Source organism: Vibrio sp. 1751 (assembly GCF_033339895.1).
Lineage (GTDB): Bacteria > Pseudomonadota > Gammaproteobacteria > Enterobacterales > Vibrionaceae > Vibrio > Vibrio alginolyticus.
In genome coordinates, this window is record NZ_JAWOVM010000059.1 from 1 (window position 1) to 26,838 (window position 26,838).

A 26,838-nucleotide genomic window follows, 5' to 3' on the forward strand; every position below is an offset into this window, starting at 1 on the left:
CAAGCGCGATACGATGCCCGTATCGACCAACTCATGATCCAAAGAGATCGATTCATGGCATTACAATAACGAAATGGAGAAAACCATGTCAGTCGTGATTTATCACAACCCTCGTTGCTCAAAGAGCCGTCAAACACTTGAACTGCTTGAGCAAAATGGTGTTACACCGGAAGTCGTCAAATACCTAGACACACCACTTAACGTGGATGAACTAAAAGCGCTGTACGCCCAGCTTGGCTTTTCATCTGTACGTGAAATGATGCGCACTAAAGAAACTGAATATAAAGAGCTTGGCTTAGGCGAAGACTCCGTCAGCGATGAGCAATTATTCGAAGCAATGGCGAAAAATCCAAAGTTGTTTGAGCGTCCGGTAGTCGTTGCCAACGGCAAAGCAAAAATTGGTCGCCCACCAGAGCAAGTGTTGGATATTTTATAAATGGATTGCCAGATCCTTATTTTGTATTTCAGCCGTCATGGCTCGACAAAACAACTGGCAAGACAAATAGCAAGAGGAGTCGAATCGACTCCTCAATGCCAAGCAATTTTGCGTACAGTTGAAGAATTGTCACCTCACTCACACTCCCCTTCTGATCCAATTGTTACTCTAGAGGAACTGAAAACGTGCGACGGTCTAGCGTTTGGCAGTCCCGTCTGGTTTGGCAACATGGCTGCGCCTTTAAAGCACTTCTGGGATCAGACTACATCTTTATGGGTCAGTGGTGACTTAATCGATAAGCCTGCTTGTGTCTTTACCTCTTCGTCCTCGATGCATGGTGGTCAAGAAACAACGTTACAAAGCATGATGACCCCTTTATTGCATCACGGGATGATGGTTTTGGGCATTCCTTATTCCGAGCCAGAGTTACACACTACGCAGTCCGGAGGCACTCCGTATGGCGCCAGCAGTGTAGGCCATGAGGCAACCCTAAGCAGTGAAGAGATTCGCCTGGCACAACAATTAGGCAAAAGGCTGGCAACTGCAGCGTTAAAACTAAAAGTCTGTTAGTAAAATCAAGGATAGTTAATCGATGTCTGACTCTTTAGACCAAACACCACTCGGTACACAGGCTAAAACCTATCGTTACCTGGCTTTATTTGGCAACTTAGCCTTATTAGCCTGGGTCGCTATTTGGCAGCTTGCGTTATCCCCTCACCCTCACCTCAGCAGCACAACACTTGCTATTGCTTGGTGTATTCCGCTACTACTTCCGTTACCTGGTATTTTAGCTGGTAAGCCTTACACTCATGCTTGGGCTAACTTTGTTCTTATGCTGTATTTCTTGCATGCGCTGACCATCCTTTATGTGGATGGGGGTGAACGCTGGCTTGCGGCAGTGGAACTGATACTGACTTCACTCGGTTTCGCTGGCAATATTTTGTTTGCTAGAGCGAGAGGCAAAGAGCTAGGTCTTAAGTTGAAACGCCTCTCTCAAGTAGAAAAAGAAGAAAAAGCGAAATTCAATAAATAACGCCAATTGCAGTCAATCACTGATCATTGGTTCGAATACGAATTTAGAAAACAAAAAGAGTCGCTATTGCGACTCTTTTTTATGCTTACCACATTGGTCTTTGATCCTTGCGTTTCACGCCTGGAACGCTACGAAGGCGATTACGATGCCGAGCGCCACTCGTAGATCAAGTCATACTGTTCTCGGACAGGCTCCACAATCATCGGCTGAGTTGGCTGTGTTTCGTCACTTGCTTCTGCCACAACATTTACTGGTACTTCAGGCTGCGCTTCTTTTGGCGTCGCGGCGTCTTTTGCTTCATTACTCTGAACCAATGGCTCTTCTTCTTGAGTTGAAGCTGGGGCATCAACTTCACCTAAAGGATCTTCAAAAACCATTAATTGAGAAATAGAAGAAGCTTCTTTCTCAAAAGCTTGTTGTGATGCCAAAAGGTGGATGTTGAGCGTTAACTCGTCCCCTTGAACACGCTTAATCTCTGTACCCGCAACCGAATTAAGTTGTTTTAACGCATTCTCTAAACGGAAGAAGTCCGTGGCAGAGGTTACATTAAGGACTTTCACTGCTAGCGCTTTTGAAGACTTTCCTGAAACCACAACTGCACTCTTACTTGCATAGTAGTCTGCGATGCCATCCACCATTTCTGCAATAGCATTAGCACCTGATGCAGACCCGCTGCGCGGAGAACGTTGCGCTTCTACAATTCTCGTTGGCGACTGGTCGTAGAGTGTCCAACGAATTTGTTCACCTTGAGCTCGTACAACCAAAACGGCGTCAGCTGGGTAGCGCTGGCTGGCTTGACCAATTGGCTCAATAAAGCCGCCCCAAAGATCAGAGACATTAACACCGGTTACATCATCAAAATCCCCAACCGGGATAGTGATTGGTAGGCCTCTTAGTTTCGCTGCGCTACGAAGTGCTGCAACATTTGAAGATTCAGAATGTTCCCACGCAATGTTACGATCGTAACCCTGTTCTTCAACCATCCAAACTAAAATATTGGCACGATTTGGCGACCAAGATGGCAATTGTGCTTGTGTTAAAAGAGAGCTGATTTGGTCGTTGTTAAACAACATTTTTAAGCTCGCTTTTCCATCAACCTGTCCATAGCTCAGTTGAGAAATGTAACGCGCACTTGAGCTAAGTGCCTTTTTAATCACTGGATTGCTTAAAGAGGATTGAGAACCGGTCGCTCGAATAATCACATCCTGCATACCTTGTTGACGAGCCAAAGACTCACCGTCGTTCTGCTCACTGTCGATAACCACTTCGGCACGATAGATATCCACCTGAGTTAATGCATATACTGGTAGGGACAACCAACCTATCAGTAAGAGAGCTAAATAGCGCATAGTTTTTATAATCCTCTGAACAAGAACCCGAATAATAAGCAACTATCAAATCTTGAGCAAGGTAAGTACTGAGTAAATTGTCTGTATTATGACCAGCTTTGTTAACTCGGGCCTCAACCAGCGCTTCAGTGCTATTTTTTATAATAAACTCATTGCTTATTAAGCTATCTCAACAAGTTAGGCTGTCCATTTTTCATCTTCACGCAAGACACGTAAAAGAGGACAATTTGCAAGCAAGCAACTCTCAAAAGTGCTATTTATGGGAAAAATTCAATCGAAAGTTTGATCTATGCAACATTGCAAACGATTGCAGGATGATAGTATTCGCCGGATTTGTCTGCGTATCTTGAAAATAGGGAATTATTATGAAAAACGCGTTACAAGGCACTCAAATGCTCTTTGTCGCTTTTGGTGCTTTGGTGCTTGTGCCGCTCCTAACTGGCCTTGATCCAAACGTAGCCCTCTTTGGTGCCGGTGTCGGTACTCTCCTCTTCCAGTTAATGACTAAACGTTCTGTTCCCATCTTCCTTGCCTCTTCTTTTGCGTTTATTGCTCCTATTATGTTCGGTATCCAAACTTGGGGTATCGGTGCAACGATGGGCGGCTTGATGGCAGCGGGCTTAGTTTATGTGGCTCTAGGGGCTATGATCAAAGTGCGCGGTGTTGGATTTATCCATAAAATTCTCCCGCCCGTTGTCGTTGGCCCTGTGATCATGGTTATCGGCCTTGGCCTTGCCCCAACAGCAGTGAACATGGCGGTAGGTAAAACTGGTGATGGAGCTGCACAGCTAGTTAATGGTGATGCTGCGATCATTATCTCGGCGGTCTCACTGCTCACAACCATTGTACTCAGCGTTTTTGCAAAAGGCTTTTTGAAGCTCGTTCCTATTGTTGGTGGTATTCTTGCTGGTTACTCTGTTTCTCTATTCTACGGGGTGGTTGATTTCACTCCCGTAGAGCAAGCGGCTTGGCTAGCCATGCCAAACTTCACCGCGCCAGAGTTCAATATCAACGCAATTTTGTTCATGATTCCTGTCGCTATCGCACCTGCGGTTGAGCACGTAGGTGACATGCTTGCTATCTCAAACGTTACAGGTAAAAACTACCTGAAAAAACCAGGCCTTCACCGCACAATCGCAGGTGACGGGGTGGCAACTATCGCAGCTTCGATGGTGTGTGCTCCACCAAACACCACTTACAGTGAAGTAACAGGAGCGGTAATGCTAACCAAAGCATTTAACCCTGTGATCATGACTTGGGCAGCAATCACCGCAATCGTACTTGCATTGGTAGGTAAGCTAGGTGCGGTTCTTCAAACGATTCCAGTTCCTGTTATGGGCGGCATCATGATTCTGCTGTTCGGCTCCATCGCAACGGTAGGCCTCAACACACTGATCAAGAATAACGTTGATTTACATAAGTCTCGTAACCTAGTGATTGTTGCCGTAACACTTGTGTTTGGCATTGGTGGTATGGCTTTCGGTATTGGTGAGTTCAGTCTACAAGGTGTGAGCCTATGCGGTATCGTGGCAATTATTCTTAACCTTGTGCTACCAAACGATTTAGGTGAAAACCACGTTGTGGATAACGCACAAATGGAAGAAGAAAGCGCGAAATAGTTCGTTTGCGCCGCTTTATTAGTTGGCGTGTCTTACTCTTCTCCTCTTGTAGATACAAAAAAGGCTTGGTTTTCACCAAGCCTTTTTCTGTTCAGTCATAGTAATACATCAAAGAATTACTTAGTACCGAAGATCTTATCACCTGCATCGCCTAGACCCGGAACGATGTAGCCTTTGTCATTAAGCTTCTCATCGATTGCCGCAGTGTATAGCTCAACATCTGGGTGTGCTTTTTCTAGCGCTTCAATACCTTCTGGTGCAGCAACAAGTACTAGCACTTTGATTTGGTTACAACCTTTCTCTTTTAGGAGATCGATCGTAGCAATCATAGAACCACCTGTTGCAAGCATTGGGTCAACAACAAGCGCAATACGCTCCTCGATGTTTGAAGCAAGCTTGTTGAAGTAAGGAACTGGCTCAAGCGTTTCTTCATCACGGTAAATACCCACAACACTGATACGTGCGCTTGGCATGTGCTCAAGAACTCCATCCATCATGCCTAGACCTGCACGTAGGATTGGCACTACGGTTACTTTTTTACCTTTAATCTGGTCTACTTCTACCGGACCGTTCCAACCATCAATGGTCACTTTTTCTGTTTCAAAGTCTGACGTTGCTTCGTAAGTAAGTAGGCTACCGACCTCAGTCGCTAACTCACGAAAACGTTTTGTGCTGATGTCACCTTCTCTCATTAGACCAATTTTATGTTTTACTAGAGGGTGCTTTACTTCAACAACTTTCATGTCCATCTCCGGCTATAGTTGGCAATATTTAAACAAACCTTCAGATTATACATGATTTTCACAGGGATATCAGGATAAATCACTAAAGAAAAAAACAGACGCAAACGTTTGCTATCTATGTTTAAGCACTGTTAGAATAGCGCCGTTTTCATATCCAACTTAATACCGAGGACTTCCCTGTGAGTGGTAACAACTCTTCTCTTAGCTATAAAGACGCTGGTGTAGATATTGATGCAGGCAACGCGCTTGTGGATCGTATTAAGGGTGCGGTAAAACGCACTCGTCGCCCTGAAGTTATGGGTGGTATCGGTGGTTTTGGCGCGCTATGCGAATTGCCAACTAAATACAAACAACCTGTACTGGTTTCTGGTACTGATGGCGTTGGCACAAAACTTCGCCTAGCACTGGATATGAACAAGCACGACACGATTGGCATCGACCTAGTGGCAATGTGTGTAAATGATCTTATCGTGCAAGGCGCAGAGCCACTGTTTTTCCTAGATTACTACGCAACAGGCAAACTAGACGTTGATACCGCAGCGGATGTTGTTTCAGGTATCGCAGAAGGGTGTGTTCAAGCAGGTTGTGCCCTAATTGGTGGCGAAACTGCGGAGATGCCGGGCATGTATGAAGGCGAAGACTACGACGTAGCTGGTTTCTGTGTTGGCGTAGTAGAAAAAGAAGACGTGATTGACGGCACGAAAGTCGCTGCTGGTGATGCACTTATCGCTGTTGGCTCAAGCGGCCCACACTCAAACGGTTACTCCCTTATCCGTAAGATCCTAGAAGTATCTGGTGCAGATAAGAGCGAAGAGCTAGCAGGCCGCACTATTGGTGAGCACCTACTAGAACCAACAAAAATTTACATCAAGTCAGCACTTAAGATGATTGAGAAACACGACATCCATGCGATTTCTCATATCACTGGTGGTGGTTTCTGGGAAAACATCCCACGCGTACTGCCTGAAGGCACGAAAGCAGTTATCGATGGTAACAGTTGGGAATGGCCAGTTATCTTCAAGTGGCTACAAGAGAAAGGCAACGTCGACACACACGAAATGTACCGCACATTCAACTGTGGTGTAGGTCTAATCGTCGCACTACCGAAAGACCAGGCAGACGCAGCAGTTGCTCTTCTTAAAGAAGAAGGCGAAAACGCGTGGGTGATTGGTCAAATCGCACAAGCAGACGCGAACGAAGAGCAAGTTGAAATCCAATAATTTGCAAATCGAGCTCAAAAGATAAGAAGAATGAGGACACTAGATGACTAGGTCCTCATTTTGCTATCTAGAACACTAAAAACCATTCTATTAGTAGGTAGTTTAGAAGCTACATAACTCCAACCTACAATACCAAGGCGCTCTCGACATCATGAAAAACCATACCCTAAAAAACTTTGTGGTCCTCATCTCGGGTAACGGAAGTAACCTGCAAGCTATCTTGGAAGCTTGCGAAGACAGCATGCCAAACGCACGAGTGGCAGCCGTGTTCTCTAACAAAGCAGATGCTTTTGGTTTAGAACGTGCAAAAAAGTTTGATGTAGACGGTCACTTTGTCGACCCTAAAGCATTCAGCTCGCGTGAAAGCTTTGATGCAGAGCTAATGAGTCAAATAGATGAATACCAACCAGACGTGATTATTCTTGCTGGTTACATGCGCATTCTGAGCAGCGCATTTGTTTCTCATTACATGGGTAAGATGATCAATATCCACCCTTCTCTTCTACCAAAATATCCTGGGCTACACACACACCAGAGAGCAATTGATGCTGGCGATAAAGAACATGGTACGAGTGTGCACTTTGTAACGGAAGAGCTTGATGGTGGCCCTGTCATACTGCAAGCAAAAGTTCCTGTGTTCGAAGACGATGATGCTAGTGTACTTGCAGCACGTGTTCAGGCGCAGGAGCACCGAATCTACCCTATGGTGGCTAAGTGGCTGGTAGACGAGCGGTTGATCATGAAGGATGGTAAAGCCTATTTAGATGGCGCAGAGCTTGGCGTACATGGGTACGCCTCAGATGAGTAGCCCTGAATAATAAACTCCAAGCACAAAAGAGCAGCCTGAGGGCTGCTCTTGGTTGTTTTAATACTTATAAACTTGATTCAAGAAAACCATGGTGAGACTAGAAACCTAAAACCCAACATTCTAAAAAATCCCATAACCACTTGAGTAACATAACACTCGGAAAGTAGATTCTGAATCTGGTTCGTTCTTCACCGTTCAGACTGACGAGGTGTTTTATGAGAAATTTCTATCAGTTACGTCTTTACAGCAAGCCTTAGCGAGACTAGGACTCTACTACCAGCACTCTAGAAAGTAAGAATGCTCATCCGTATCCGCCCTCGGCTTAAAACGCATAAAAATAAAGCTCGCGATTAAGCGAGCTTTATTTTTATATTCAGAGTAAGAGACCATCACTCTAACGGTTCGGTTGGCGCTTGATTGCCCGGCTTAGCCGCCGAAAACGGCACATTTACCAGTTCAGAGGCATTATTTTTGACTAGTTCACCTAGGTGAAACAAGCCGTATTCGCCAGGTTTCATACGCTGCCAAGCTTCGTTGCCCGTCAAAGGTTGAGTTGCGATCACAGAAACGATGTCATGTGGCGTGGTTTCTTCTTGGAAGTTAATTTCCACATCTTCATCAAGCAAAGCAGCTTTTCCAAACGGTGCGCGTCTTGTGATCCAATACAAATGATTGGTGCAATACGTCATTACATACTCACCATCACTCAGAAGCATGTTAAATACACCCTTCTCTCTTAGCTCATCACAACATTTAGCAACATATAAGAATACCGACTCCATATCCTTTGGCGGCTCAGGATATCGATCTTCCATTTGCTTCAACAACCAGCAAAATGCCAGTTCACTATCTGTTTCACCGACAGGTCGATGTCGGCCTGTATGTAAGTCTTGATAGCCAGAGAGCTGACCGTTATGCGCAAACGTCCAATACCTACCCCACAGCTCACGTGTAAAGGGATGAGTATTTTCTAAATTAACACCACCACGATTCGCCTGTCGGATATGACTAACGACCGCACGACTTTTGATGGGATAATTTTGTACCAACTCTGCTATTTTAGACTCACAACTTGGCTTGGGATCTTTGAAGGTTCGAAAGCCCTTCCCTTCGTAGAAGGTGATCCCCCATCCGTCACGGTGTGGGCCGGTTCGACCTCCACGCTGCATGAGCCCAGTAAAACTGAAACAAATATCCGTTGGAACATTAGCGCTCATACCGAGCAATTCACACATGGTTTAAAAAACTCCCTAACAACACAGCTCGAAACGGTGGCCGTAAACGATTATTCCATCTCTTTTTCGATCAACTGAATGATGATATGAATAATCTTAATATGAATTTCCTGAATGCGGTCTGCATAACCAAAGTGTGGCACGCGGATTTCAATATCTGCAAGGCCTGCCATTTTGCCGCCATCTTTACCTGTTAGCGCAATCGTCTTCATGCCTTTCGCTTGTGCTGCTTCAATCGCTTTCAGGATGTTACCTGAGTTACCTGAAGTCGACAGACCAAACAGTACGTCACCTTTTCGACCAACCGCTTCTACATAACGTGAAAACACGAAGTCATAACCAAAGTCATTACTCACACAAGAAAGGTGGCTTGGATCTGAAATAGCAATACCAGCATAGCCAGGACGATTTTCTCGGTAACGGCCTGTTAGCTCTTCGGCAAAGTGCATTGAATCACAGTGAGAACCACCGTTACCACATGACAATACTTTACCATCTTGTTTGAATGAGTCAGCAATCATTTTCGCCGCTGCTTCGATTTGCGCAATGTTATGGTCATCGCTTAAAAATTTGTTGAGCACTTCAGCAGCTTCGTTTAATTCACTTCTAATCAGATCATGGTACATAAGACGTTCTCTTTATTATTTCGGCTTCAGTCAGCTCTTGACTCACTGAGCAAATTGTTCTGATACCAATTTGGTATCGGACATTTCATAAACCTGAACTCGGGTTTGATTACTCTGAGTTTACCCACAAACGAGAATTAGTGTCGATAGTGAACCAACAGATTTAGATTAGTGATGGTAATAAACTTGTCAACTTGCTCATGAAACCATCACTCAAATCTCAACTTTAGAATTTTAACTCTACTTAGATCACTTTTTATCCAATCTTGTGTTTTACATTTCCTTAATATTTTGATTACACTTAAACCAACTGGTTAGACCTCTTACCTAACATACAGACGTACAAAACTTATAAAGTCTGAAAAGGAAAATATATATGGACATCTTGCTCTCAATCATCACGATGGCGATCGTGCTAGGCATTACGCTCTACCACCGCATGTCTCTCGTGAAATCTATTAGCTTACTCACCGCAGCCATGCTGGCTCTTACAGCAGCTGGTACTGTCGGCGTTATTGGTTGGGCTATTTACGTTCTCGCCGCAGCTGTGCTCGCGGTTCCTGGCGTACGTCAGTCTTTAATTAGCCGCAAAGCGTTAGTGCTTTTCAAGAAAGTGCTGCCAGCTATGTCTCAAACCGAAAAAGAAGCGTTAGACGCAGGTACCGTCTGGTGGGAAGCCGAACTATTTAAAGGCAAACCAGAGTGGCAAAAGCTACACGCAATTCAAGCACCTAAGTTAAGTGCGGAAGAACAAGCCTTTTTAGACGGCCCTGTGAATGAAGTGTGCGCCATGGTGAGTGATTTCCAAGTGACCCATGAACTCGCGGACTTACCGCCAGAAGTTTGGCAATACCTGAAAGATCATAAGTTCTTCGCCATGATCATTAAGAAAAAGTACGGTGGTCTTGAGTTCTCAGCATACGCGCAATCACTAGTACTACAAAAACTAACGGGTGTTTCTGGCGTTCTATCGTCTACCGTTGGTGTTCCTAACTCTTTGGGCCCAGGTGAGCTACTGCAACACTACGGTACTGAAGATCAAAAAAATCATTACTTACCGCGTCTAGCTGAAGGTAAGGAAATCCCTTGTTTCGCCCTAACAAGTCCAGAAGCGGGTTCTGACGCTGGATCTATTCCAGATTACGGTGTGGTCTGTAAAGGCGAATGGGAAGGAAAAGAAGTACTGGGTATGCGCCTGACTTGGAACAAGCGCTACATCACCCTAGCGCCAGTCGCAACGGTACTAGGCTTAGCATTTAAACTTCGCGATCCTGAAGGTTTGCTAGGCGACAAAGAAGATCTTGGCATCACTTGTGCGCTTATCCCAACTGATGTCAAAGGTGTTGAGATTGGTAACCGACACTTCCCGCTCAATGTACCATTCCAAAATGGTCCAACGCGCGGTAAAGACATCTTTGTTCCTATCGATTTCATTATCGGTGGTGAAAAAATGGCGGGCCAAGGTTGGCGTATGCTGGTTGAGTGTCTGTCGGTTGGACGTGGTATCACGCTACCTTCAAATTCAACAGGTGGCATCAAAACTGCGGCAATGGCAACCGGTGCTTACTCACGTATTCGCCGTCAGTTCAAACAGCCAATCGGCCATATGGAAGGAGTTGAAGAACCATTAGCACGCTTGGGTGGTAATGCTTACGTGATGGATGCAGCAAGCAACTTAACCGTTGCGGGTATCGACTTAGGTGAAAAACCTTCAGTTATCTCAGCTATCGTGAAGTATCACTGTACGCACCGCGGCCAGCAAAGCATCATCGATGCAATGGACATCGTAGGCGGTAAAGGTATCTGTATGGGACCTTCTAACTTCCTAGCTCGTGGTTACCAAGGTGCGCCAATCGCAGTAACGGTTGAGGGTGCTAACATTCTAACACGCTCAATGATCATCTTTGGCCAAGGCGCAATCCGTTGCCATCCGTACGTTCTTGAAGAAATGAACGCGGCGTATTCTGAAGCAAGTAATGCTGTCGAGAAATTTGATAAAGCGCTTGCTGGTCACGTGAGCTTTACAATGAGTAACCTAGTGCGCAGTATCTGGTTTGGTTTGAGCGACGGTCTGGGCTCTTCATCGCCAACCAAAGATGCAACCAAGCGTTACTACCAACAATTGAACCGCTACAGTGCAAACCTTGCCTTACTATCGGATATCTCGATGGCAGTGCTAGGTGGCTCTTTGAAGCGTAAAGAGCGTCTATCAGCGCGTCTTGGTGACATTCTAAGCCAGCTATATTTGAGCTCTGCGACGTTGAAACGTTTTGAGCAAGATGGCCGCCCAGTCGAAGATTTACCATTAGTACACTGGGGTCTACAAGACAGTTTGAAACAAGCGGAAGTGGCGGTAGACGAATTCTTAGCAAACTTCCCGAACAAAGTGATTGGTCGTGCACTGCGCGTGTTAATCATGCCATTCGGTCGTGTACGCAAAGCGCCAAGCGATAAACTAGACAGTAAAGTGGCGCGCATTCTACAAACGCCAAGTGCAACGCGCTCACGCATTGGTCGCGGTCAATACCTTGAACCAACCGAGCACAACGCAGCAGGTAAGATTGAACTTGCACTATCAGTCATTCTTCAAGCTGAGCCTGTGTTTGACAAAGTATGTAAAGCGCAGGGTAAGCGTCGCCCATTCTTACGTTTGGATATGATTGCTCAGGAAGGGCTAGAGCAAGGCTTTATCACGCAAGAAGAAGCCGATCTACTCAGAGAAGCGGAACAGCATCGTCTAGATACAATCAACGTTGACGATTTTGAGCCGGAACTGCTTGCCGCAAAGCCGCTATACCCTCAGATGGATAGTGTCGCGTAACTCTAGTATCTGAGACCACAAACGGGAGTATCAGCTCCCGTTTTTATTGCTTCCAGAATCGCATTCATAACACCTCACACCACGAAGCCCCTGCGCAATCGCAATAAAAGCCACGCACTCCAATCTTTCCCCCGATTTCCAGTGATAACTAACTCACAGACATTCCAACTAAGCGGTGTATACTTTAAGTAACTCACTCACATATATGGTAAATCCGTTGGCTAAAATATTACTCGCACAGTGGTTCCCAGGGCTTGTTCAGCTTAAGCATTATCAAAAAGAATGGTTTGTTAACGACTTTAGAGCCGCCTTTTCTGTTGTCGCGGTTGCACTGCCAGTTGCCATAGCTTATGCACAGTTAACTGGTGTATCCGCAATTGTCGGTCTGTATTCGTGTGTACTGCCAATGTTGGTTTACGCCATGATGGGCACATCTCGACAACTCATTGTCGGACCCGATGCAGCAACCTGTGCAGTGATCGCTGCTGTTGTGACACCACTTGCCGCAGGTGACCCCACAAAACATTGGCAGTTGGTTATGACCATGACAGCGATGACGGGGATTTGGTGTGTACTGGCAAGTCGTTTCAAGCTAGGAGTGTTTGCAGATTTCCTTTCTCGTCCGATTCTTTTGGGTCTACTCAACGGTGTTGCTCTCACAATTATCGTTGGTCAGTTTGCGAAAGTAGTCGGTTTGAAATACGAGCAACGTTATTTACTGGAACGTTTATGGGAAGCTCCACAACGATTAACCGATCTTCATTGGCCTACTGTAACTCTGAGTATCGTGACGGTTGTCGTTTATTTGCTCACCAAACGCTACCGACCAACTTGGCCTGCTGCCATGCTGGCGATCCTCGTAACTACTGCGTCAGTTTGGTTTTTCCATTTACAAGAAATGGGCGTATCGGTTGTCGGACTCACTCAAGGTGGCTTCCCTCAGTTTCAAACACCAGAATTTGAGCTAGGTGAAGTTCGTGAACTAGTAGTCCCAGCGCTCAACCTTGCGATTGTCAGTTTTGTTAGCATGATGCTCACCGCCCGCAGTTTCGCGGCTAAAAACGGTTATGATATTGATGCAAATAAAGAGTTTCAGGCGTTGGGTTTTGCCAACATTGCCTCAGCGTTTTCACAAGGTTTCGCGATAAGCGGCGCTGACTCACGCACAGCCGTCAATGATGCAAATGGCGGTAAATCTCAATTAGTTTCGATTGTCGCCGCAATCACCATCGCCATTATTGCGGTATTTATTTACGAGCCTTTGCAGTTCATCCCTATCGCTTCACTTGGTGTTGTATTGATCATTGCGTCCCTATCGCTGCTCGATCTTAAAGCAATTTGGAAATTAAAATCTCGTGACAAAGATGCATTTTATCTGGCCATCATTACTTTTATTTCTGTGTTGATCGTGGGTGTAATACCGGGGATCACTTTGGCGGTATTGCTAGGGCTGTTTCAATTTTTACGTATTGTCATGCGGCCGAGTGATCAGCTACTTGGCTTGGATGAAAAAGGTACCATTCGGACCATCGACGACTCAGGAAAAGCTTCGCCTATTCCTGGAATGGTGATTTACCGCTTTAACTCACCGCTAACTTACTTCAATGCTCCTTACTTTAAACGTAGAGTGTTAGAGCAGGCAGAGCATCACAAAGACGCAAGTTGCGTTGTCATCGACGCCGTATCGAGCTTTACTCACTTGGATCTCAGTGTGATGGCAACACTGGCAGATATTCACAATACTTTGAAAAAGAGAGGTGTACGCTTAATCCTCGCAGGAAGGAAACGACGTCTTCGTCAATGGTGTGAGCTTACTGGTATCAGCACCAGTGAAGGAGGCATCTTACTGCGAGCTGATATGTACCTTGCCATTAAACTTAGTGGCTGTTACATCAGTGCTGTGGGTGAGGGACAAATTCCTACTGTTCAAAAAGAGCCTGATTTAGAGCAGCTACCCAAACCAATTCCAGAAGTGGCTTAAATACAAATTTAATATAGAAAACAGGAAATTAAACTCCTGTTTTCTAGTGCTTATCTTCACAGCTGAATACGTGTTACGCCTTTGGCTTAAACTTTTTTGTCATCCCTTGGCTTTTAGGAGCCACCAGCCTATAACCAAGCTTTTCGTAAAAGACCGGTTCATCAGCAATCATAGAAACGTAAGAGCCTTCAAGTGCAACAGAAGAAAGATAACCGTCGATGTATTCCATGACTTTTCTACCTAAACCGTTACCTTGATAATCAGAATCAACGGCAACGTCGACAATTTCGAAGTTACACGCCCCGTCACCAACAACCCGACCCATTGCAATGAGCTTTCCTTCATCCCGAACAGATACGCCATATAACGAATTGGGTAGGCCAATTTCAGCAGCTTTCAACGATTTAGGTGATAGCCCGGCTTTTATACGCATATCACAGTATTCTTTCGGGCTTGGCACATGCTCTTCATATCTTATTGTCATTATGTACTACTCCTTTGTATCACCTTGGAGCTTACATAACTAAACTGTATAAATAAACAGTTATACGTTGGAAAGATGTTCCCATTAAGCACACAAAGTATCGGGTCTAGAAAAGAACCCGCCGACAACTCTGACGCCATAATAGATATAAGTTGCTCTGAAGCTAGACATTCCTTTTTCTAAACATGTTTCTCTCAACAACGTATCCGCATGCTTTCGAGCACTTTGAGGCAACACCTCTTCCCTCATGAGTTGGTAAAGAGCATCATGCACTAAAGAAGCTTTCATAATGTTTTTTGTGTCTAACGCTGGCCCACTCGCTCCATCCCATGCATAGCCCTTTTTAATCGTTAACACGCCTTGTTTGGACAAACTAAGAAAAGGGCTGTCATACGCGTTACTCACTGAAATGTGAGTCTCAATCTTTTCTTCAGAATGGAGAGTGTATTTATACTTCTGACGCTTTTTGTATCTCATCAGAGACCTCGCGTTTACTTATTCTTATTTATCACGCACAGCTGAATATTTATCCAGAAACCCTAAAAGATCGGCTCTTGTTATTATGGCGTACTACCTATTACAAAGCCCAAATCAATATAAATAGAACTCCATGCAATCAATAAAGCCAGAACCCCTGACTTTATTGACCAAAATTCAACCAACAATCCTTATTCTGAAGGAAGTCTACTCAATTTTTTATGGATATCTTCTACAAAATTGGCTTGTTCACTTGGAGAAACCTCTAGAACATAATGAAAAAACGGACTTGTATGCTCAGTAATTTTATACTCTTCACTTAACAGCTTAATTACTTGTTCATGATTAAATCGTGCGGAGACTAAGCCACTCTCGGTTTCTTGAGTTATAACTATATAGTGAGCGGTTGGAAAAACCGTAAACCTTCCTTCGACAGGAAACCAAGGAGCAAAAGAAATAATCTCGTCATCAATTATGTATGCTTGAGGTTTACTGACATAGGTGTAAGGGTACTTTTCATCTAAATAGGGTCTTGCTGTATCAAACAAGCCATCATAATAAGTTGGTATTTCTACTTTTTGGATTTTACTTAAGGGATCGAAAGTGAAGGTATCAAGTGATTTTAAATTATTACTTCCCGAATCTGGATTATTAACACCATTATCAATAGAAGAACAACCTACAATTATCACTGCACAAAAAAAAGCTAAAATTTTATTCATTATTTCTTTATCTTTAATTGATTGTTTTGAAAGTTAGTCACATTAAAAATGCAACCAATTTAGAAAGTAAAAATGATATATTATTTATATAAAATCCCAAACATATATTTGAATACAGTAAACTTAAATATTCATAATTTATCCATTTTTCTTCTTCCAACTTGGTAACTTGATAAAAAAACGGAGCCGATTGGCTCCGTTTCTCGCTTTATGTGTTACTACTATTTCTTTGGTACTTCTAATTGCATCTCTGGCATGGCATCGCGCTTCGCTTTAATTTTGCGCCAGACTATCCATGCAATGATCACAATCAGCAGCATTATCAAATTACCCACCGCGATAATAATCATGCTGCGCTTACGCTCAGCCTCTCGCTCAGCGATAATTTGCTTTTCCATTTCAATACGGCGCTGTTCGGCTAATTCAGCTTCTTTTGCAATTCGAGCAGCTTCTAGATCAACTTCATCAACAACACTGAAGGTTTGCTCTGGGATAGGAAACACCAACGAGCGCTGAGTTGCAAAATCAGTGGCAAAGATCTCGCCGCGCCATGCGTACTTACCAAGCTCAGCATCGTTATTGAGGTTCAACGTAACTCTCATTCCATCTTTAGAGACCTGTCCTTGGCTGTAACTAATGAAACCATCGGGAGCGTCCTTTTTCACTGTGACTGCAATAGAGCCTGGTGCAATCATACCTTGCTCGCCACTCACCACTAATTGGTGTGGCTTATCGGGATTACGAGCCTGAATAAAAGTACGAGAGATTGGGTTCGGATAAACCAAGATGACTTGCTCTTGCGCTCGTAAGAATACGCCATTGCCAGACGTGATGCGCGCACGGTACTTACCAGGCTCAACGTCTATTGGGAGCTGAACCGTGAACACTCCATCCCCTGCTTTTTCATCCAAGCCTCGGCCGTCATCAGAAAACTCACCCACAACCATCGGCACTGGACGTGCTTCTTTGATCAGCTCATCTTCATTTTCGACAAACTTGGTAAATGTCACGCGCAGATTCACGCGATCAAGGAAGTCGCGCAGTACAAGAGGTTTGCCGTCGGAGGTCAGGCGAGCTGTAAACTTAAGCGCTTCCCCATTATATAATCGGTTTGGGAACAGATCCGTACTGAGCTTTAGGTGAGAAATTAAGCGGATGTTATTTTTAGGCGTAACTTTCCCCACAGCCTGCCATGGACCTGGCATAGGGTTATCAACGGAAATAATATCGAGTGAGGCTTCTTGATACCAACGTACATTGTCGTAAGAGCCCCAAGCATAGTATTTTTTACCGTCAGGACGGACTAAAACAACTGGCTGAGAACTTTGCTCACGATAAACCAAAAACGTGATCTGCTCGATGGTTGGATCAACTCGAAAGCGATTGTCTAACAAAGACATTGTAGATTCACTCGCAGCACTCGAGAGACTACTCCATATCGCTAAAAACGCGACCAACAAAGCCCTCAACATAGCTTCTCCTATTGATGCCAAATACAGTTGTTCACCAACTCTAATCTTTTTTGGTGAGCTTCTAGTTCATCGGCACTTGCGCGCAAAACCTTTAGCGCTTTTCTTCCTTCAATACGACGAATGGTTTCTACCCCACCCTCTTGTTTATTCGCGTTAAATTCTAGACTCGTTTGACCACCCGTCATAAAGAGGTAAACGTCGGCTAGAATCTCCGCATCGAGCAAAGCTCCGTGGAGTGTACGGTGCGAGTTATCAATACCGTAACGTTCACATAAGATATCAAGGTTGTTTCGCTTACCAGGGAAGATTTTCTTCGCCATAGCAAGGGTATCGGTCACCTTGCAGTAGTCGTCCGTTTTGCCGATGTTAGGATCGAGCATGCCAAACTCGTAATCCATAAAGCCGGTATCGAAGGGCGCGTTGTGGGCAACAAGTTCTGCGCCTTTAATAAACTCAAGAAACTCTTGGTGCACGCTCGCGTATTCCGGTTTATCAACCAAGAATTCATCCGTAATACCGTGAACTTCAACCGCTTCTGGTTGGATTTCACGATCGGGTTTTAAATAAACGTGGAAGTGACGACCAGTCAGCTTACGGTTGATGATCTCCACGGCACCGATTTCAATAATGCGGTGTCCCATGTAGTGAGGACCACCCTCGCGGTTCATACCTGTGGTTTCGGTATCGAGAACGACAATGCGGTTATATTCAGAATTGCTGCTGGTATTCATAAGGTTATGTATGTCAGACTATGCTTTATTAAATGTTTCGGCTAATAGTACCAAAAAATATGACCAAACACGTTGAGATTTTCACTGACGGTTCTTGTTTAGGTAACCCAGGACCAGGTGGTTACGGCATAGTATTGCGTTACAAAGACGTAGAAAAGACACTTTCCAAAGGCTATACGTTAACTACCAACAACCGCATGGAAATGTTGGCGGCTGTCGTCGCGCTACAGACGTTAAAACAACCTTGTAAAGTCACTTTAACGACTGACAGCCAATATGTGCGCCAAGGTATTACTCAGTGGATCCATAACTGGAAGAAGCGTGGTTGGAAAACAGCGGATAAAAAACCCGTGAAGAATGCCGATTTATGGCAAGCTCTAGACAAAGAAACCGCACGCCATCAAGTTGAATGGCATTGGGTAAAAGGCCACGCGGGCCATCGTGAGAACGAAATGTGTGATGAGCTAGCCCGGACTGCTGCAGAAAACCCAACTGAGGAAGATACAGGTTACCAACCCTCTTAGCGAGATTCTTTCCTCATAGTGTTACCCTCTCGATTCATCACCCCAAGTGGTGTGAGCTTTTTCTTCAAGCGCCAATGCGGTTTGATAGGCTTGAGAGGGTATGTCCGTTTCCGCGCGACTATGTAATACAAACTCCCAGCGGGTGATGCCCAATCACCAAGACTATTTTCCAACCATGTCCACATCGTACGGTAACGTTTCATCGGAAACAGCGCATAACGATCACAATGAATCACTTGATAATTAAGTAACCCTAACCAATCTTTGATGCGGTTCGACGTAAACATTCGTCCACTCCAAGGCAAATTATGTTTACGCCATGGAAGCAAACTCGCTAATCCAGTCAAGCTTAATGGGTTGAATCCAGTAATAATTACATAGCCATCATCCATCATCACTCTATCGACTTCACGCAACAAACGGTGTGGATCGCTTGCATAGTCGAGCTGATGAGCGAGTATCACAACATCAAAGCTTTTTTCCAAAAAGGGTAATTCGTAACCATCTGCAATCACATTATGCAACGGGTTCTGGATATCTACGTTGACTTGGTGTTGAATGTTACAATTACAGCTGGTTAGCTCACAGCTCAACCCGCCCAGTTTGAGCATATGGTAGCCGAAGAGTTTCGGGCACCATTCATCAAGTCGGGTCTGGATTGACTCAAGCACCCACGGACCGTTGTTCATTGCTGACCAAGTCGACGGGTGTGGTATAGTTTTGTTGCTGAGTGCTGGTTTCATTAACCACCTGACTAAAATGGGTGACGGAGAACGAATCGTGTTAGAGATCAAAAGCATACCCGCATTTAATGATAATTACATCTGGCTGATACAAAATAGCGATAAGCGCTGCGCAGTCGTTGATCCGGGCGATGCGAAGCCAGTATTAGAATTTCTGCAGGCTAACGAATTAACTTTAGAAGCGATTTTAATTACGCACCACCACAACGATCACATTGGTGGCGTTCCAGACTTAGTGCGTGCATTTCCTGACGTCGCCGTTGTGGGCCCAAAATCAGAGCCAATTCCAACCCTAACGACACCAATGGAAGAAGGCGACAAGCTGGAGTTGTTTGGTGAGATTTTCTTAGTACTTGGGTTACCCGGTCATACTTTGGGCCATATCGGTTACGTTGGAGACGGAAAACTGTTTTGCGGTGATGTGCTCTTTTCCGCTGGCTGTGGTCGTATTTTTGAAGGTACGCCTGAGCAAATGTTTGAATCACTGAGTAAACTAACGTCTCTACCAGAAGAAACTCAAGTCTTCTGCGCACATGAATACACGGCGAGTAACGTGGCGTTTGCTCTAGCGGTTGAACCTGACAATGAGCAACTTCGCCAATATCGCGACGATGTAAACCGACTGCGAGCACTCAACATTCCGACACTTCCAACAACAATACGCAAAGAAAAGTGGATTAATCCGTTCTTGCGAACCTCTAACCCTGACGTGGTTCAATCTGTTGCTAGTCGCATTAAAAATAGCGATCCATGCTCGGTTTTTACTGCTTTACGCGAGTGGAAGAACGAATTTTAACCATTTTCTGCTTGTAAGTTTGCAAGACCCCAGTATTATCAGGGACTGATTTTTCGAGAAGCGCCACTGGCGCTTCTCTTACGTTTGGGGTTGATATAAATCTATTTGAATTTCTCCCCATTGCATAATTAGAAGCTCTTTGCCTCTATAAATTAGTTAGTGTTTAAAAGATGTCTATTATCTTGCGACTGCCACGCACATTACGTTGCGCGACAGGCAGGTGAAGATAAACAGGCCCTAAATAGGCTGAATCCATGCGTTTGAAGTATACTTGGGCGTTGGCGTTGTTATTATCTGGCTGTCAATTGACTCAGTCAGATTCAACGTCTTCTACACCAGAAACCAATAAATCTGAGCAGACTGCAAAGCAAAATGCAGTAAAAGCTCAACCGGGCAATAAATCGTCACTAGCAAAAAAATCCGCTAACGACGCGCCTAAAGTTCTCTCCCCCCAAGAACAAGAAGATGTGTGGCAACGTATCGCCATGCAGCTGGACATGGATATCCCAAACCACAAGAAAGTGGACTACTACCGTACGTGGTATTTAAAGCACCCAAATCACCTTTACACGGTATCTAAGCGTGCGACTCCTTTTCTATACATGATCACAAAACGTATCGAAGAGCGCGGACTCCCAATGGAGCTTGCATTACTTCCTGTAGTGGAAAGTTCATTCGATGCCTTTGCCTACTCACATGGTAGCGCGGCTGGGTTGTGGCAATTTGTCCCAGGCACCGGAAAAATGATGGGATTAGAGCAAAACTACTGGTATGACGGTCGCAGAGATGTGGCAGCAGCAACGGATGCAGCGCTGGACTACCTAGTACAACTAAACGAGCGTTTTGATGGTAACTGGGAACATGCAATCGCCGCTTATAACAGCGGTGGAGGCCGAGTTTCTAGCGCAATTCGTAAGAATAAAAAGCTCGGTAAACCTATCGATTTCTTCTCATTAGACTTACCAAAAGAGACCAGCAGTTACGTTCCTAAGCTATTGGCCTTGGCTGACGTTATCGCAAACCAAGACAAGTACGGACTTAATATTCCTGCAATTCCAAACAAGCCTGTTCTAACGCTTGTTGATCCAGAAGAGCAGTTAGATCTGGCTATTGCCGCAGATTATGCCGGCATTAGCGTAAAAGAGTTGCAGAGTTACAACCCAGCATACAACCAGTGGTCGACAGCGCCTGAGGGGCCGCACCAACTTTTGATTCCCGTAGAGAAAAAAGAGACTTTTCTCACCAAGGTGGAGAAAAATCGCGGTAAAGGGATGAAGGTCGCTCGCTACAAGGTGAAATCTGGTGACTCTTTAAGCGTGCTAGCTAATAAATACGGCACAACCACGAAAGTCATTCGACGTGCCAACGGCCTATCGAATAACAACATTCGTATTGGTCAATACCTATTGATTCCGACATCAACAAAAGACGATGCAAAATATGCATTAACGGCACAAAACCGATTAAACAAGACTCAATCTCGTGCTCGTGGTCAACTCAAGCTCACCCATGTCGTTCAGTCTGGAGAAAGTTTGTGGTCAATCGCACGTAACAATAAAGTGTCGTATAAATCGTTAGCTAAATGGAATGGTATGGGCCCTAAAGATCCATTGCGTGTGGGTCAAAAGCTAGTGATTTGGAAAGACTCAGACAAAGGTTCTGTGATCCGTACCGTTTTCTACAACGTTCGCTCTGGCGACACCATTAGCGGCATTGCAAGCAAGTTCAAAGTAAAAACGAACGACATCGTGAAATGGAACTCGCTACACAAGAAAAAATACTTACAACCAGGTCAAAAGCTTAAGTTGTACGTTGACGTAACGAAGGTAAGTGTATGAACCCATCAAGCAATCCACTTGTGATGCTGTTGGACATTTTTCGTTCTCCAACATCTTGTTTTCTTGCGCTTTATCAACGCGGTGGATGGGGATGGCAACCGTTCATCTTCCTGATGCTTAGTCCGTTTTTATTCTGGGGTGCTTACTTTTCGAATGTCGATTTCACGTGGCTCAGTGACCAACTTGCTGCGCAATTTCAGCAAATCGACCCGAAGCAGATTGAGCTATTAGAACCAAACACGCTAATGGCAAGCGCGATCATCAATGATGTATTCAACCGCTTTGCCACCTTACTATTGCTCGCGCTTTGGTTCTTTCTTGCAACAAAGGCAAGCAAACAACAATACGGTTACTGGAAATGGTTTGCCGCATCGTGTGCTATCTTATTCCCAGCAGTATTGGGCGATGTAGCAAGCTACGCGAGCTTGCTACTCAAGCATGGTCAGGTAATGACTTACGCTGCCGATTTAAATAGCCTCAATGGTCTATTAAAGCTGCCTCTTACTAACGAATGGTCTCATTTCGCTAGCTCGTTACCTTTGCTTCTGCCTTGGTACATTGTGCTCGGCTACGGCGTTGTACTGACGTGGACGGAGTTTGAACGTGGCCAAGCTTTGGTGATAGCAAGCCTGCCATGGGTATTCTTCTACGTTATTTGGGCACTTTATATTGTGGTAACCTAAGCTAGTTATTTAACGTAAATGACAATAACAATGGGTTATGATCGGAAGCGTCGCTCTGCGGCGCTTTTGCGTACTTAAGCGTCAGACCTCGGTAAAACACATGGTCCAGTGGTAACCCTGTTATAAATTGGACTCGATGATCCGGCAAGAACGTCACCTCTTGTAAGTCCGCAGCCTTTAAGGCCTGCCTCATCGCATTAACGCGAGATTCACTCCAGCTATTGAAGTCTCCAGCAAATAGAATTGGCCCCACATGATGCTTTAAAAGCATTTCAACCGCCGTTAACTGAGATACATACTCTTTTGTACCCACGGTGAAGTTAATTGCATGTACATTCACCACTGCGAGTTTCTCGCCATTACTCAAGTGATACTGGCTATATAATGCAGACTTAGGTAAGCGAAGCCACGGCTCTTTAGAGGTGTAAGCGCAGGCTTTTTCTGGTTGCCCTTGAGCAATACTAATTACACCGGCACCGCTACCCAGCGCCTTAAAAGCACTCACTTGATTACTAACCCAGCGACCATCCACCAACCACTGTTTAAATGATGGTGTCATGCTGGCTTCTTGCAATAACAGTAACTGCTTATCAGCAGAAAACTCATCGAGTGCACGTTGCCAATTAGCCCGGTTCTGTTTGTAGATATTCCAGACAAGCACATTGATTTTGCCGTCATGATCGAGAGCTTTTGAATCGCTAAATTCGATGCACCTGATATCTTGTGTCAGCTCGGTACCTGTTTGAGTAATAATTTGCGGCTGATCTGGTACGGTGAAAATAACCTGGAAGCCAACCAATACCGCCATTACGAGAAAAGCTAACGCCAGAAAAAAACGCTTAAACATACGACAAACCTGAATGTAGGCACCCGAAATCTAGAACAACAAATCTCGGGTTAAATGATTTCACTAATAAGCAAACAACAAAAAAGGAGCCACTTGGCTCCCTTTTAGCATAATAAATACGAAACAAGTGACAAGAAACCTTAGATCGCGTCTTCGTCTTCTTCACCAGTACGAATACGAACCACACGCTCAATATCAGTGACGAATATTTTACCATCACCAATCTTACCAGTTTGCGCGGTTTCAATGATTGTCTCTACGCATTTATCAGCCACATCTTCCGTTACAACGATTTCGAGCTTCACTTTAGGTAGAAAGTCCACCATGTACTCTGCACCACGGTAAAGCTCGGTGTGACCTTTTTGGCGACCAAAGCCTTTCACTTCAGAGACTGTCATCCCTGTAATGCCAACTTCAGCTAGCGCTTCTCGAACATCATCCAGTTTAAATGGCTTGATAATCGCTTCAATTTTTTTCATGTTCATCCCTTAAGCTTCAATCGATTGCGCTTATTATCGTTTAGCGTTTCGCAACATTCAATGTTTGTCTCTGATCCACCAGCGAAAATCCAGGCTGAGCAAATTAACATAGCGAATATCGTGAGTTGATAAAACCCAATGAGGACTGCTCAATGCCCAATCGTCCAAGCTTTTTCAGACTCGCGTTTACTTCAAACTTGCGTAGTAAGCCGCTAGGTTAGCGATATCTTCATCAGACAACAATGAAGCTTGAGCTTGCATCACAGCAGCAAGCCCACCTGTTCGCTCTTTATTTTTATAAGCTTTAATTGAACTGATAATATATTGCTCATTTTGCCCTTTCAGATTTGGGTAACCCGGAATGACAGCAATACCATCAGCGCCATGACACGCCGCGCATACTCCCGACTTTGCTTGACCTGCTGCAGCATCTCCCGCAGCTAGAGCCTGCCCACTGAACATGGTTAACGCCACCATTGCACCCATGATTGTTTTCTTCATTGCTTCACCTAATCAATTATTATTTAAGGATTTTTATATTTTATAATCGACATTGTGGCATGAATTTTCATTACCTGCGCCAAATAAGTTCACAATCTTGACCATTAAACGCCTGATCAACGAACAGATCTGCCACAGCAACGACTCGGTCTTGGTACATTAAAATCGGAATTTGACGACGCAGCCAGCTTGGCACATTGTATTCTTGGAATAACTTCTTCAGTTTTCGACTGTGATTACGCGTGGTTGGATGCGCTGATAAGCCTTCCGGATTGAAGGTCACGCGAAGCAATTCTGGCTGACTCGGTAGCGCAATCGTTGCGTTACTAGAACTCGTCGTTAAGGTCAGCTCCCCGAGTCCCTCAGGCAGCGACAAAGTCGCATCAACTTGAATCGTACTTTGCCACTTAGTGACATCAGCCGTTTCCGTTACCCAATAGAGACGATTTCGAAAACGGCGCACTTCACCTTGTTTAAGTTGTAGTTTGGGGTTGGCATCTTGCTGAGCTAATGCCACTTCATTCCAGATAAGATTGAGTTGTACCTGAGTCGGCATACTAGTATTAAGCTTAGACAGCCACATACGAATCAAGCGCGCACGCGCTAATCCACTGTGCTTAGCCAGTTCTTCAATACTCAAACTTAGATCCGTTTGTAAAGCGCGTTCAAACACCGCGCTCAATAGTTCATCCAATAGCGCTTCTTGTTGAGCACATAAGTTTGCACTGCGCTGAACCGCTTGATGGATACTCGGCCAACGACCAGACAATTCAGGAATAACACAATGACGAAGAAAGTTACGATCATAACGGGTATCTTGATTGCTTTCGTCTTCCACCCACTCCAAGCCTAATTTAGTAGCGGCGTCTTCGATGGTCTTCCGCTTGATAGTAAGCAATGGTCGAACTAGAGATCCGCAAGAAAACGGCATACTCTCCGCCATCGAAGATAACCCTTTTGGCCCGCTACCGCGCTTAAGAGCAAGGAGAAAAGTCTCTATTTGATCGTCGGCATGTTGACCAGTCAACAGTATATCGCCTTCTTGAATGTACTTAGTTAAGGCTTGGTAGCGAGCTTCACGAGCAAGAAGTTCAATACTTTCACCATTGCTGATGTCTAAGCTCACTCGCTCAATCGAGCAAGATATCCCCACTTGTTGTGCCCAAAGTAAGCATTTATCGGCCCAATTATCGGCATTCGAGCTTAAACCATGGTGCACATACACAGCGTGACACTCTATCGAATGCGCTTGTTGGTAGCGACTGAGTAATTCGAGTAAAAGACGTGAATCCACTCCTCCGCTAAACGCCAAGACAACCTTAGTGCCTAATTGATAGTAGCGGCCGAGAACTTGAGCAAAATGCAGGTAAAGCGATTCCATAAACGATCCGATAGATGCAAAAAAGGGCTGGACTCTCATCCAACCCTTTCTATTTTAACTGTTATCAATTGAGATATCAGCTAACGCTTAACAGCAATCACCGAAATTAACAGTAGCCGTAGCTCATTAGGCGCTGGTAACGACGTTCACGTAGCGTCTCTTCATCCAGTTGTTCTAGATCTTCTAGCTGACGAAGTAGTGTCGCTTTCATATTCGCTGCCATTTGAACATGATCGCGATGAGCGCCGCCTAGTGGCTCTTCAATGATTTCGTCGATCAGTTCAAGCTCTTTAAGACGCGGAGCAGTTAGGCCCATTGCCTCTGCCGCTTGTGGCGCTTTGTCTGAATCACGCCATAAGATTGAAGCACAACCCTCAGGAGAAATTACTGAGTACGTAGAGTACTGAAGCATGTTCACGTAGTCGCCTACACCGATTGCTAGTGCACCACCAGAACCGCCTTCACCGACAACGTTACAGATTACTGGTACTTTAAGACCAGACATCACTTTTAGGTTTTTCGCGATAGCTTCAGATTGACCACGTTCTTCTGCGCCCACACCTGGGTATGCACCAGCCGTGTCAATAAATGTGATGATCGGCATGTTGAAACGCTCTGCCATTTCCATCAAGCGTAGAGCCTTACGGTAGCCTTCTGGTTTCGGCATACCAAAGTTACGTTTCACCTTTTCTTTGGTCTCACGACCTTTTTGGTGACCAATGATCATCACAGGGCGGCCTTCAAGGCGAGCCATGCCACCCACAATCGCTTTGTCGTCTGCAAACGCGCGGTCACCCGCTAATTCATCAAACTCCTCAAAAGCGTGTTGGATGTAATCCAGCGTGTAAGGACGTAGTGGGTGACGAGCCAGTTGAGCTGTTTCCCATGCACCTAGGTCACTGAAGGTTTTTTTCTTCAGCTCTAAGCTTTTCTTCTCAAGCTGTTCGATTTCTTTATCCAGGTCAATCGCAGAATCACCACCGTGACGAGAGACATCACGTAATGCTTCAATTTTCGCTTCTAGTTCTGCAATTGGCTTTTCAAATTCAAGAAAGTTTAGGCTCATCTATGAATCCTTGTTTACTCAGCGTCTAACATATTGCGCTGAATTTTTAGTTAAATTCGAGTTCTACCTGGCTTTTGCCAAGCAACTGTTTTAAATCGTCGAGTAATGTATCACTTGGCGTAACTCGCCACTCGGTGCCCAATGTTAACCGCGCTCTGGCGTCGGCACGCTGGTAGTATACATTGACGGGTACGGTTCCGGCTTTGTGCGGTTCTAAAATACG

General features: G+C 44.8%; 27 protein-coding genes and 1 pseudogene. 12 read left to right on the forward strand and 16 right to left on the reverse strand.

Annotated features, from left to right (window positions below):
* Positions 1–85 precede the first annotated feature (85 nt).
* From arsC to R7041_RS16515, 3 genes are read left to right on the forward strand one after another with little or no spacing between them, the layout of a single operon-like run.
* Positions 86–436 carry an arsenate reductase (glutaredoxin) gene (arsC, locus tag R7041_RS16505; RefSeq protein ID WP_064368710.1) on the forward strand — a complete coding sequence of 117 codons (351 nt, stop codon included), beginning with the start codon at positions 86–88 and terminating at the stop codon, positions 434–436.
* Positions 437–1,006 carry an NAD(P)H:quinone oxidoreductase gene (gene wrbA, locus R7041_RS16510; RefSeq protein WP_005380409.1) on the forward strand — a complete coding sequence of 190 codons (570 nt, stop codon included), beginning with the start codon at positions 437–439 and terminating at the stop codon, positions 1,004–1,006. It begins immediately after the preceding gene.
* 22 nt (positions 1,007–1,028) lie between these two features.
* Entirely contained in the window at positions 1,029–1,469 is a 441-nt protein-coding gene (locus R7041_RS16515; RefSeq protein WP_005380407.1) for a DUF2069 domain-containing protein, read from the forward strand.
* A 140-nt stretch (positions 1,470–1,609) separates the two neighbouring features.
* On the opposite strand, the gene R7041_RS16520 is transcribed toward R7041_RS16515, so the two are convergent.
* Positions 1,610–2,818 carry a DUF2066 domain-containing protein gene (locus tag R7041_RS16520; protein ID WP_158156766.1) on the reverse strand — a complete coding sequence of 403 codons (1,209 nt, stop codon included), beginning with the start codon at positions 2,816–2,818 and terminating at the stop codon, positions 1,610–1,612.
* A 365-nt stretch (positions 2,819–3,183) separates the two neighbouring features.
* Between R7041_RS16520 and R7041_RS16525 the strand changes: the two genes are divergently transcribed.
* Positions 3,184–4,437 carry a uracil-xanthine permease family protein gene (locus tag R7041_RS16525; protein ID WP_318114618.1) on the forward strand — a complete coding sequence of 418 codons (1,254 nt, stop codon included), beginning with the start codon at positions 3,184–3,186 and terminating at the stop codon, positions 4,435–4,437.
* 116 nt (positions 4,438–4,553) lie between these two features.
* On the opposite strand, the gene upp is transcribed toward R7041_RS16525, so the two are convergent.
* On the reverse strand, positions 4,554–5,180 hold the full coding sequence (gene upp / locus R7041_RS16530) for a uracil phosphoribosyltransferase (protein ID WP_005380401.1): 627 nt from the start codon (positions 5,178–5,180) through the stop codon (positions 4,554–4,556).
* A gap of 179 nt (positions 5,181–5,359) precedes the next feature.
* On the opposite strand from upp, the gene purM reads away from it, so the two are divergent.
* Both purM and purN read left to right on the forward strand, forming a co-directional pair.
* Positions 5,360–6,400 (forward strand): phosphoribosylformylglycinamidine cyclo-ligase, encoded by a 1,041-nt coding sequence (gene purM / locus R7041_RS16535; protein WP_005389861.1) that lies wholly within the window; start codon positions 5,360–5,362, stop codon positions 6,398–6,400.
* Positions 6,401–6,551: 151 nt separating this feature from the next.
* Positions 6,552–7,208 carry a phosphoribosylglycinamide formyltransferase gene (gene purN / locus R7041_RS16540; protein WP_025768256.1) on the forward strand — a complete coding sequence of 219 codons (657 nt, stop codon included), beginning with the start codon at positions 6,552–6,554 and terminating at the stop codon, positions 7,206–7,208.
* 389 nt (positions 7,209–7,597) lie between these two features.
* Here purN and R7041_RS16545 read toward each other — a convergent pair whose 3' ends face one another.
* A complete protein-coding gene (locus R7041_RS16545) occupies positions 7,598–8,443 on the reverse strand; it encodes a class II glutamine amidotransferase (protein WP_053304068.1) in 846 nt (281 codons plus the stop codon).
* Between the two features lie 50 nt (positions 8,444–8,493).
* Complete coding sequence (gene lpcA / locus R7041_RS16550) at positions 8,494–9,069, reverse strand: D-sedoheptulose 7-phosphate isomerase (protein ID WP_005380392.1); 576 nt, start codon at positions 9,067–9,069, stop codon at positions 8,494–8,496.
* A 376-nt stretch (positions 9,070–9,445) separates the two neighbouring features.
* Here lpcA and fadE point away from each other — a divergent pair, with 376 nt between their 5' ends.
* Together fadE and R7041_RS16560 are read left to right on the forward strand one after the other, a co-directional pair.
* A complete protein-coding gene (gene fadE, locus R7041_RS16555) occupies positions 9,446–11,890 on the forward strand; it encodes an acyl-CoA dehydrogenase FadE (RefSeq protein ID WP_064368712.1) in 2,445 nt (814 codons plus the stop codon).
* Between the two features lie 205 nt (positions 11,891–12,095).
* Positions 12,096–13,871, forward strand: coding sequence for a SulP family inorganic anion transporter (locus R7041_RS16560; RefSeq protein ID WP_042521426.1), 1,776 nt, complete (start codon positions 12,096–12,098; stop codon positions 13,869–13,871).
* Positions 13,872–13,944: 73 nt separating this feature from the next.
* Here R7041_RS16560 and R7041_RS16565 read toward each other — a convergent pair whose 3' ends face one another.
* From R7041_RS16565 to dnaQ, 5 genes are all read right to left on the reverse strand, one after another.
* Entirely contained in the window at positions 13,945–14,355 is a 411-nt protein-coding gene (locus tag R7041_RS16565) for a GNAT family N-acetyltransferase (RefSeq protein ID WP_005391824.1), read from the reverse strand.
* A gap of 84 nt (positions 14,356–14,439) precedes the next feature.
* Entirely contained in the window at positions 14,440–14,832 is a 393-nt protein-coding gene (locus tag R7041_RS16570; RefSeq protein ID WP_206949375.1) for a DUF1353 domain-containing protein, read from the reverse strand.
* 191 nt (positions 14,833–15,023) lie between these two features.
* The gene (locus R7041_RS16575; protein ID WP_005380387.1) at positions 15,024–15,554 is read right to left on the reverse strand and encodes a hypothetical protein; all 531 of its coding nucleotides are present in this window, start codon (positions 15,552–15,554) and stop codon (positions 15,024–15,026) included.
* Between the two features lie 221 nt (positions 15,555–15,775).
* Complete coding sequence (locus tag R7041_RS16580) at positions 15,776–17,026, reverse strand: TIGR03503 family protein (RefSeq protein WP_025768253.1); 1,251 nt, start codon at positions 17,024–17,026, stop codon at positions 15,776–15,778.
* Between the two features lie 8 nt (positions 17,027–17,034).
* Entirely contained in the window at positions 17,035–17,757 is a 723-nt protein-coding gene (dnaQ, locus tag R7041_RS16585) for a DNA polymerase III subunit epsilon (RefSeq protein WP_017636047.1), read from the reverse strand.
* A gap of 59 nt (positions 17,758–17,816) precedes the next feature.
* On the opposite strand from dnaQ, the gene rnhA reads away from it, so the two are divergent.
* Positions 17,817–18,281 (forward strand): ribonuclease HI, encoded by a 465-nt coding sequence (gene rnhA, locus R7041_RS16590; protein ID WP_005380384.1) that lies wholly within the window; start codon positions 17,817–17,819, stop codon positions 18,279–18,281.
* On the opposite strand, the gene R7041_RS16595 is transcribed toward rnhA, so the two are convergent.
* Complete coding sequence (locus tag R7041_RS16595) at positions 18,278–19,024, reverse strand: class I SAM-dependent methyltransferase (RefSeq protein ID WP_017636046.1); 747 nt, start codon at positions 19,022–19,024, stop codon at positions 18,278–18,280. The two genes, rnhA and R7041_RS16595, sit on opposite strands and share 4 nt — an antisense overlap.
* A gap of 37 nt (positions 19,025–19,061) precedes the next feature.
* Between R7041_RS16595 and gloB the strand changes: the two genes are divergently transcribed.
* The 3 genes from gloB (at position 19,062) to R7041_RS16610 (ending at position 22,341) form a co-directional block, all read left to right on the forward strand.
* Positions 19,062–19,820 carry a hydroxyacylglutathione hydrolase gene (gene gloB, locus R7041_RS16600; RefSeq protein ID WP_017636045.1) on the forward strand — a complete coding sequence of 253 codons (759 nt, stop codon included), beginning with the start codon at positions 19,062–19,064 and terminating at the stop codon, positions 19,818–19,820.
* A 254-nt stretch (positions 19,821–20,074) separates the two neighbouring features.
* A complete protein-coding gene (locus R7041_RS16605; protein ID WP_017820746.1) occupies positions 20,075–21,658 on the forward strand; it encodes a LysM peptidoglycan-binding domain-containing protein in 1,584 nt (527 codons plus the stop codon).
* Positions 21,655–22,341: a YIP1 family protein gene (locus R7041_RS16610; protein WP_005380375.1), complete on the forward strand. Its 687-nt coding sequence runs from the start codon at positions 21,655–21,657 to the stop codon at positions 22,339–22,341. Before R7041_RS16605 ends, R7041_RS16610 begins: the two co-directional genes overlap by 4 nt.
* Position 22,342: 1 nt before the next feature.
* Here the strand turns inward: R7041_RS16610 and R7041_RS16615 are convergent, their stop codons facing one another.
* The 6 genes and pseudogenes from R7041_RS16615 to R7041_RS16640 all read right to left on the reverse strand — a co-directional run.
* Positions 22,343–23,188 carry an endonuclease/exonuclease/phosphatase family protein gene (locus tag R7041_RS16615; RefSeq protein WP_017636044.1) on the reverse strand — a complete coding sequence of 282 codons (846 nt, stop codon included), beginning with the start codon at positions 23,186–23,188 and terminating at the stop codon, positions 22,343–22,345.
* A gap of 140 nt (positions 23,189–23,328) precedes the next feature.
* On the reverse strand, positions 23,329–23,667 hold the full coding sequence (gene glnB / locus R7041_RS16620; RefSeq protein WP_005380372.1) for a nitrogen regulatory protein P-II: 339 nt from the start codon (positions 23,665–23,667) through the stop codon (positions 23,329–23,331).
* Between the two features lie 186 nt (positions 23,668–23,853).
* A complete protein-coding gene (locus tag R7041_RS16625) occupies positions 23,854–24,168 on the reverse strand; it encodes a c-type cytochrome (protein ID WP_017636043.1) in 315 nt (104 codons plus the stop codon).
* A 70-nt stretch (positions 24,169–24,238) separates the two neighbouring features.
* Positions 24,239–25,549, reverse strand: coding sequence for a tRNA lysidine(34) synthetase TilS (tilS, locus tag R7041_RS16630; protein WP_017636042.1), 1,311 nt, complete (start codon positions 25,547–25,549; stop codon positions 24,239–24,241).
* Between the two features lie 106 nt (positions 25,550–25,655).
* On the reverse strand, positions 25,656–26,615 hold the full coding sequence (gene accA / locus R7041_RS16635; protein ID WP_005380365.1) for an acetyl-CoA carboxylase carboxyl transferase subunit alpha: 960 nt from the start codon (positions 26,613–26,615) through the stop codon (positions 25,656–25,658).
* A 46-nt stretch (positions 26,616–26,661) separates the two neighbouring features.
* Positions 26,662–26,838: pseudogene (locus R7041_RS16640) on the reverse strand (DNA polymerase III); the annotation flags it as partial.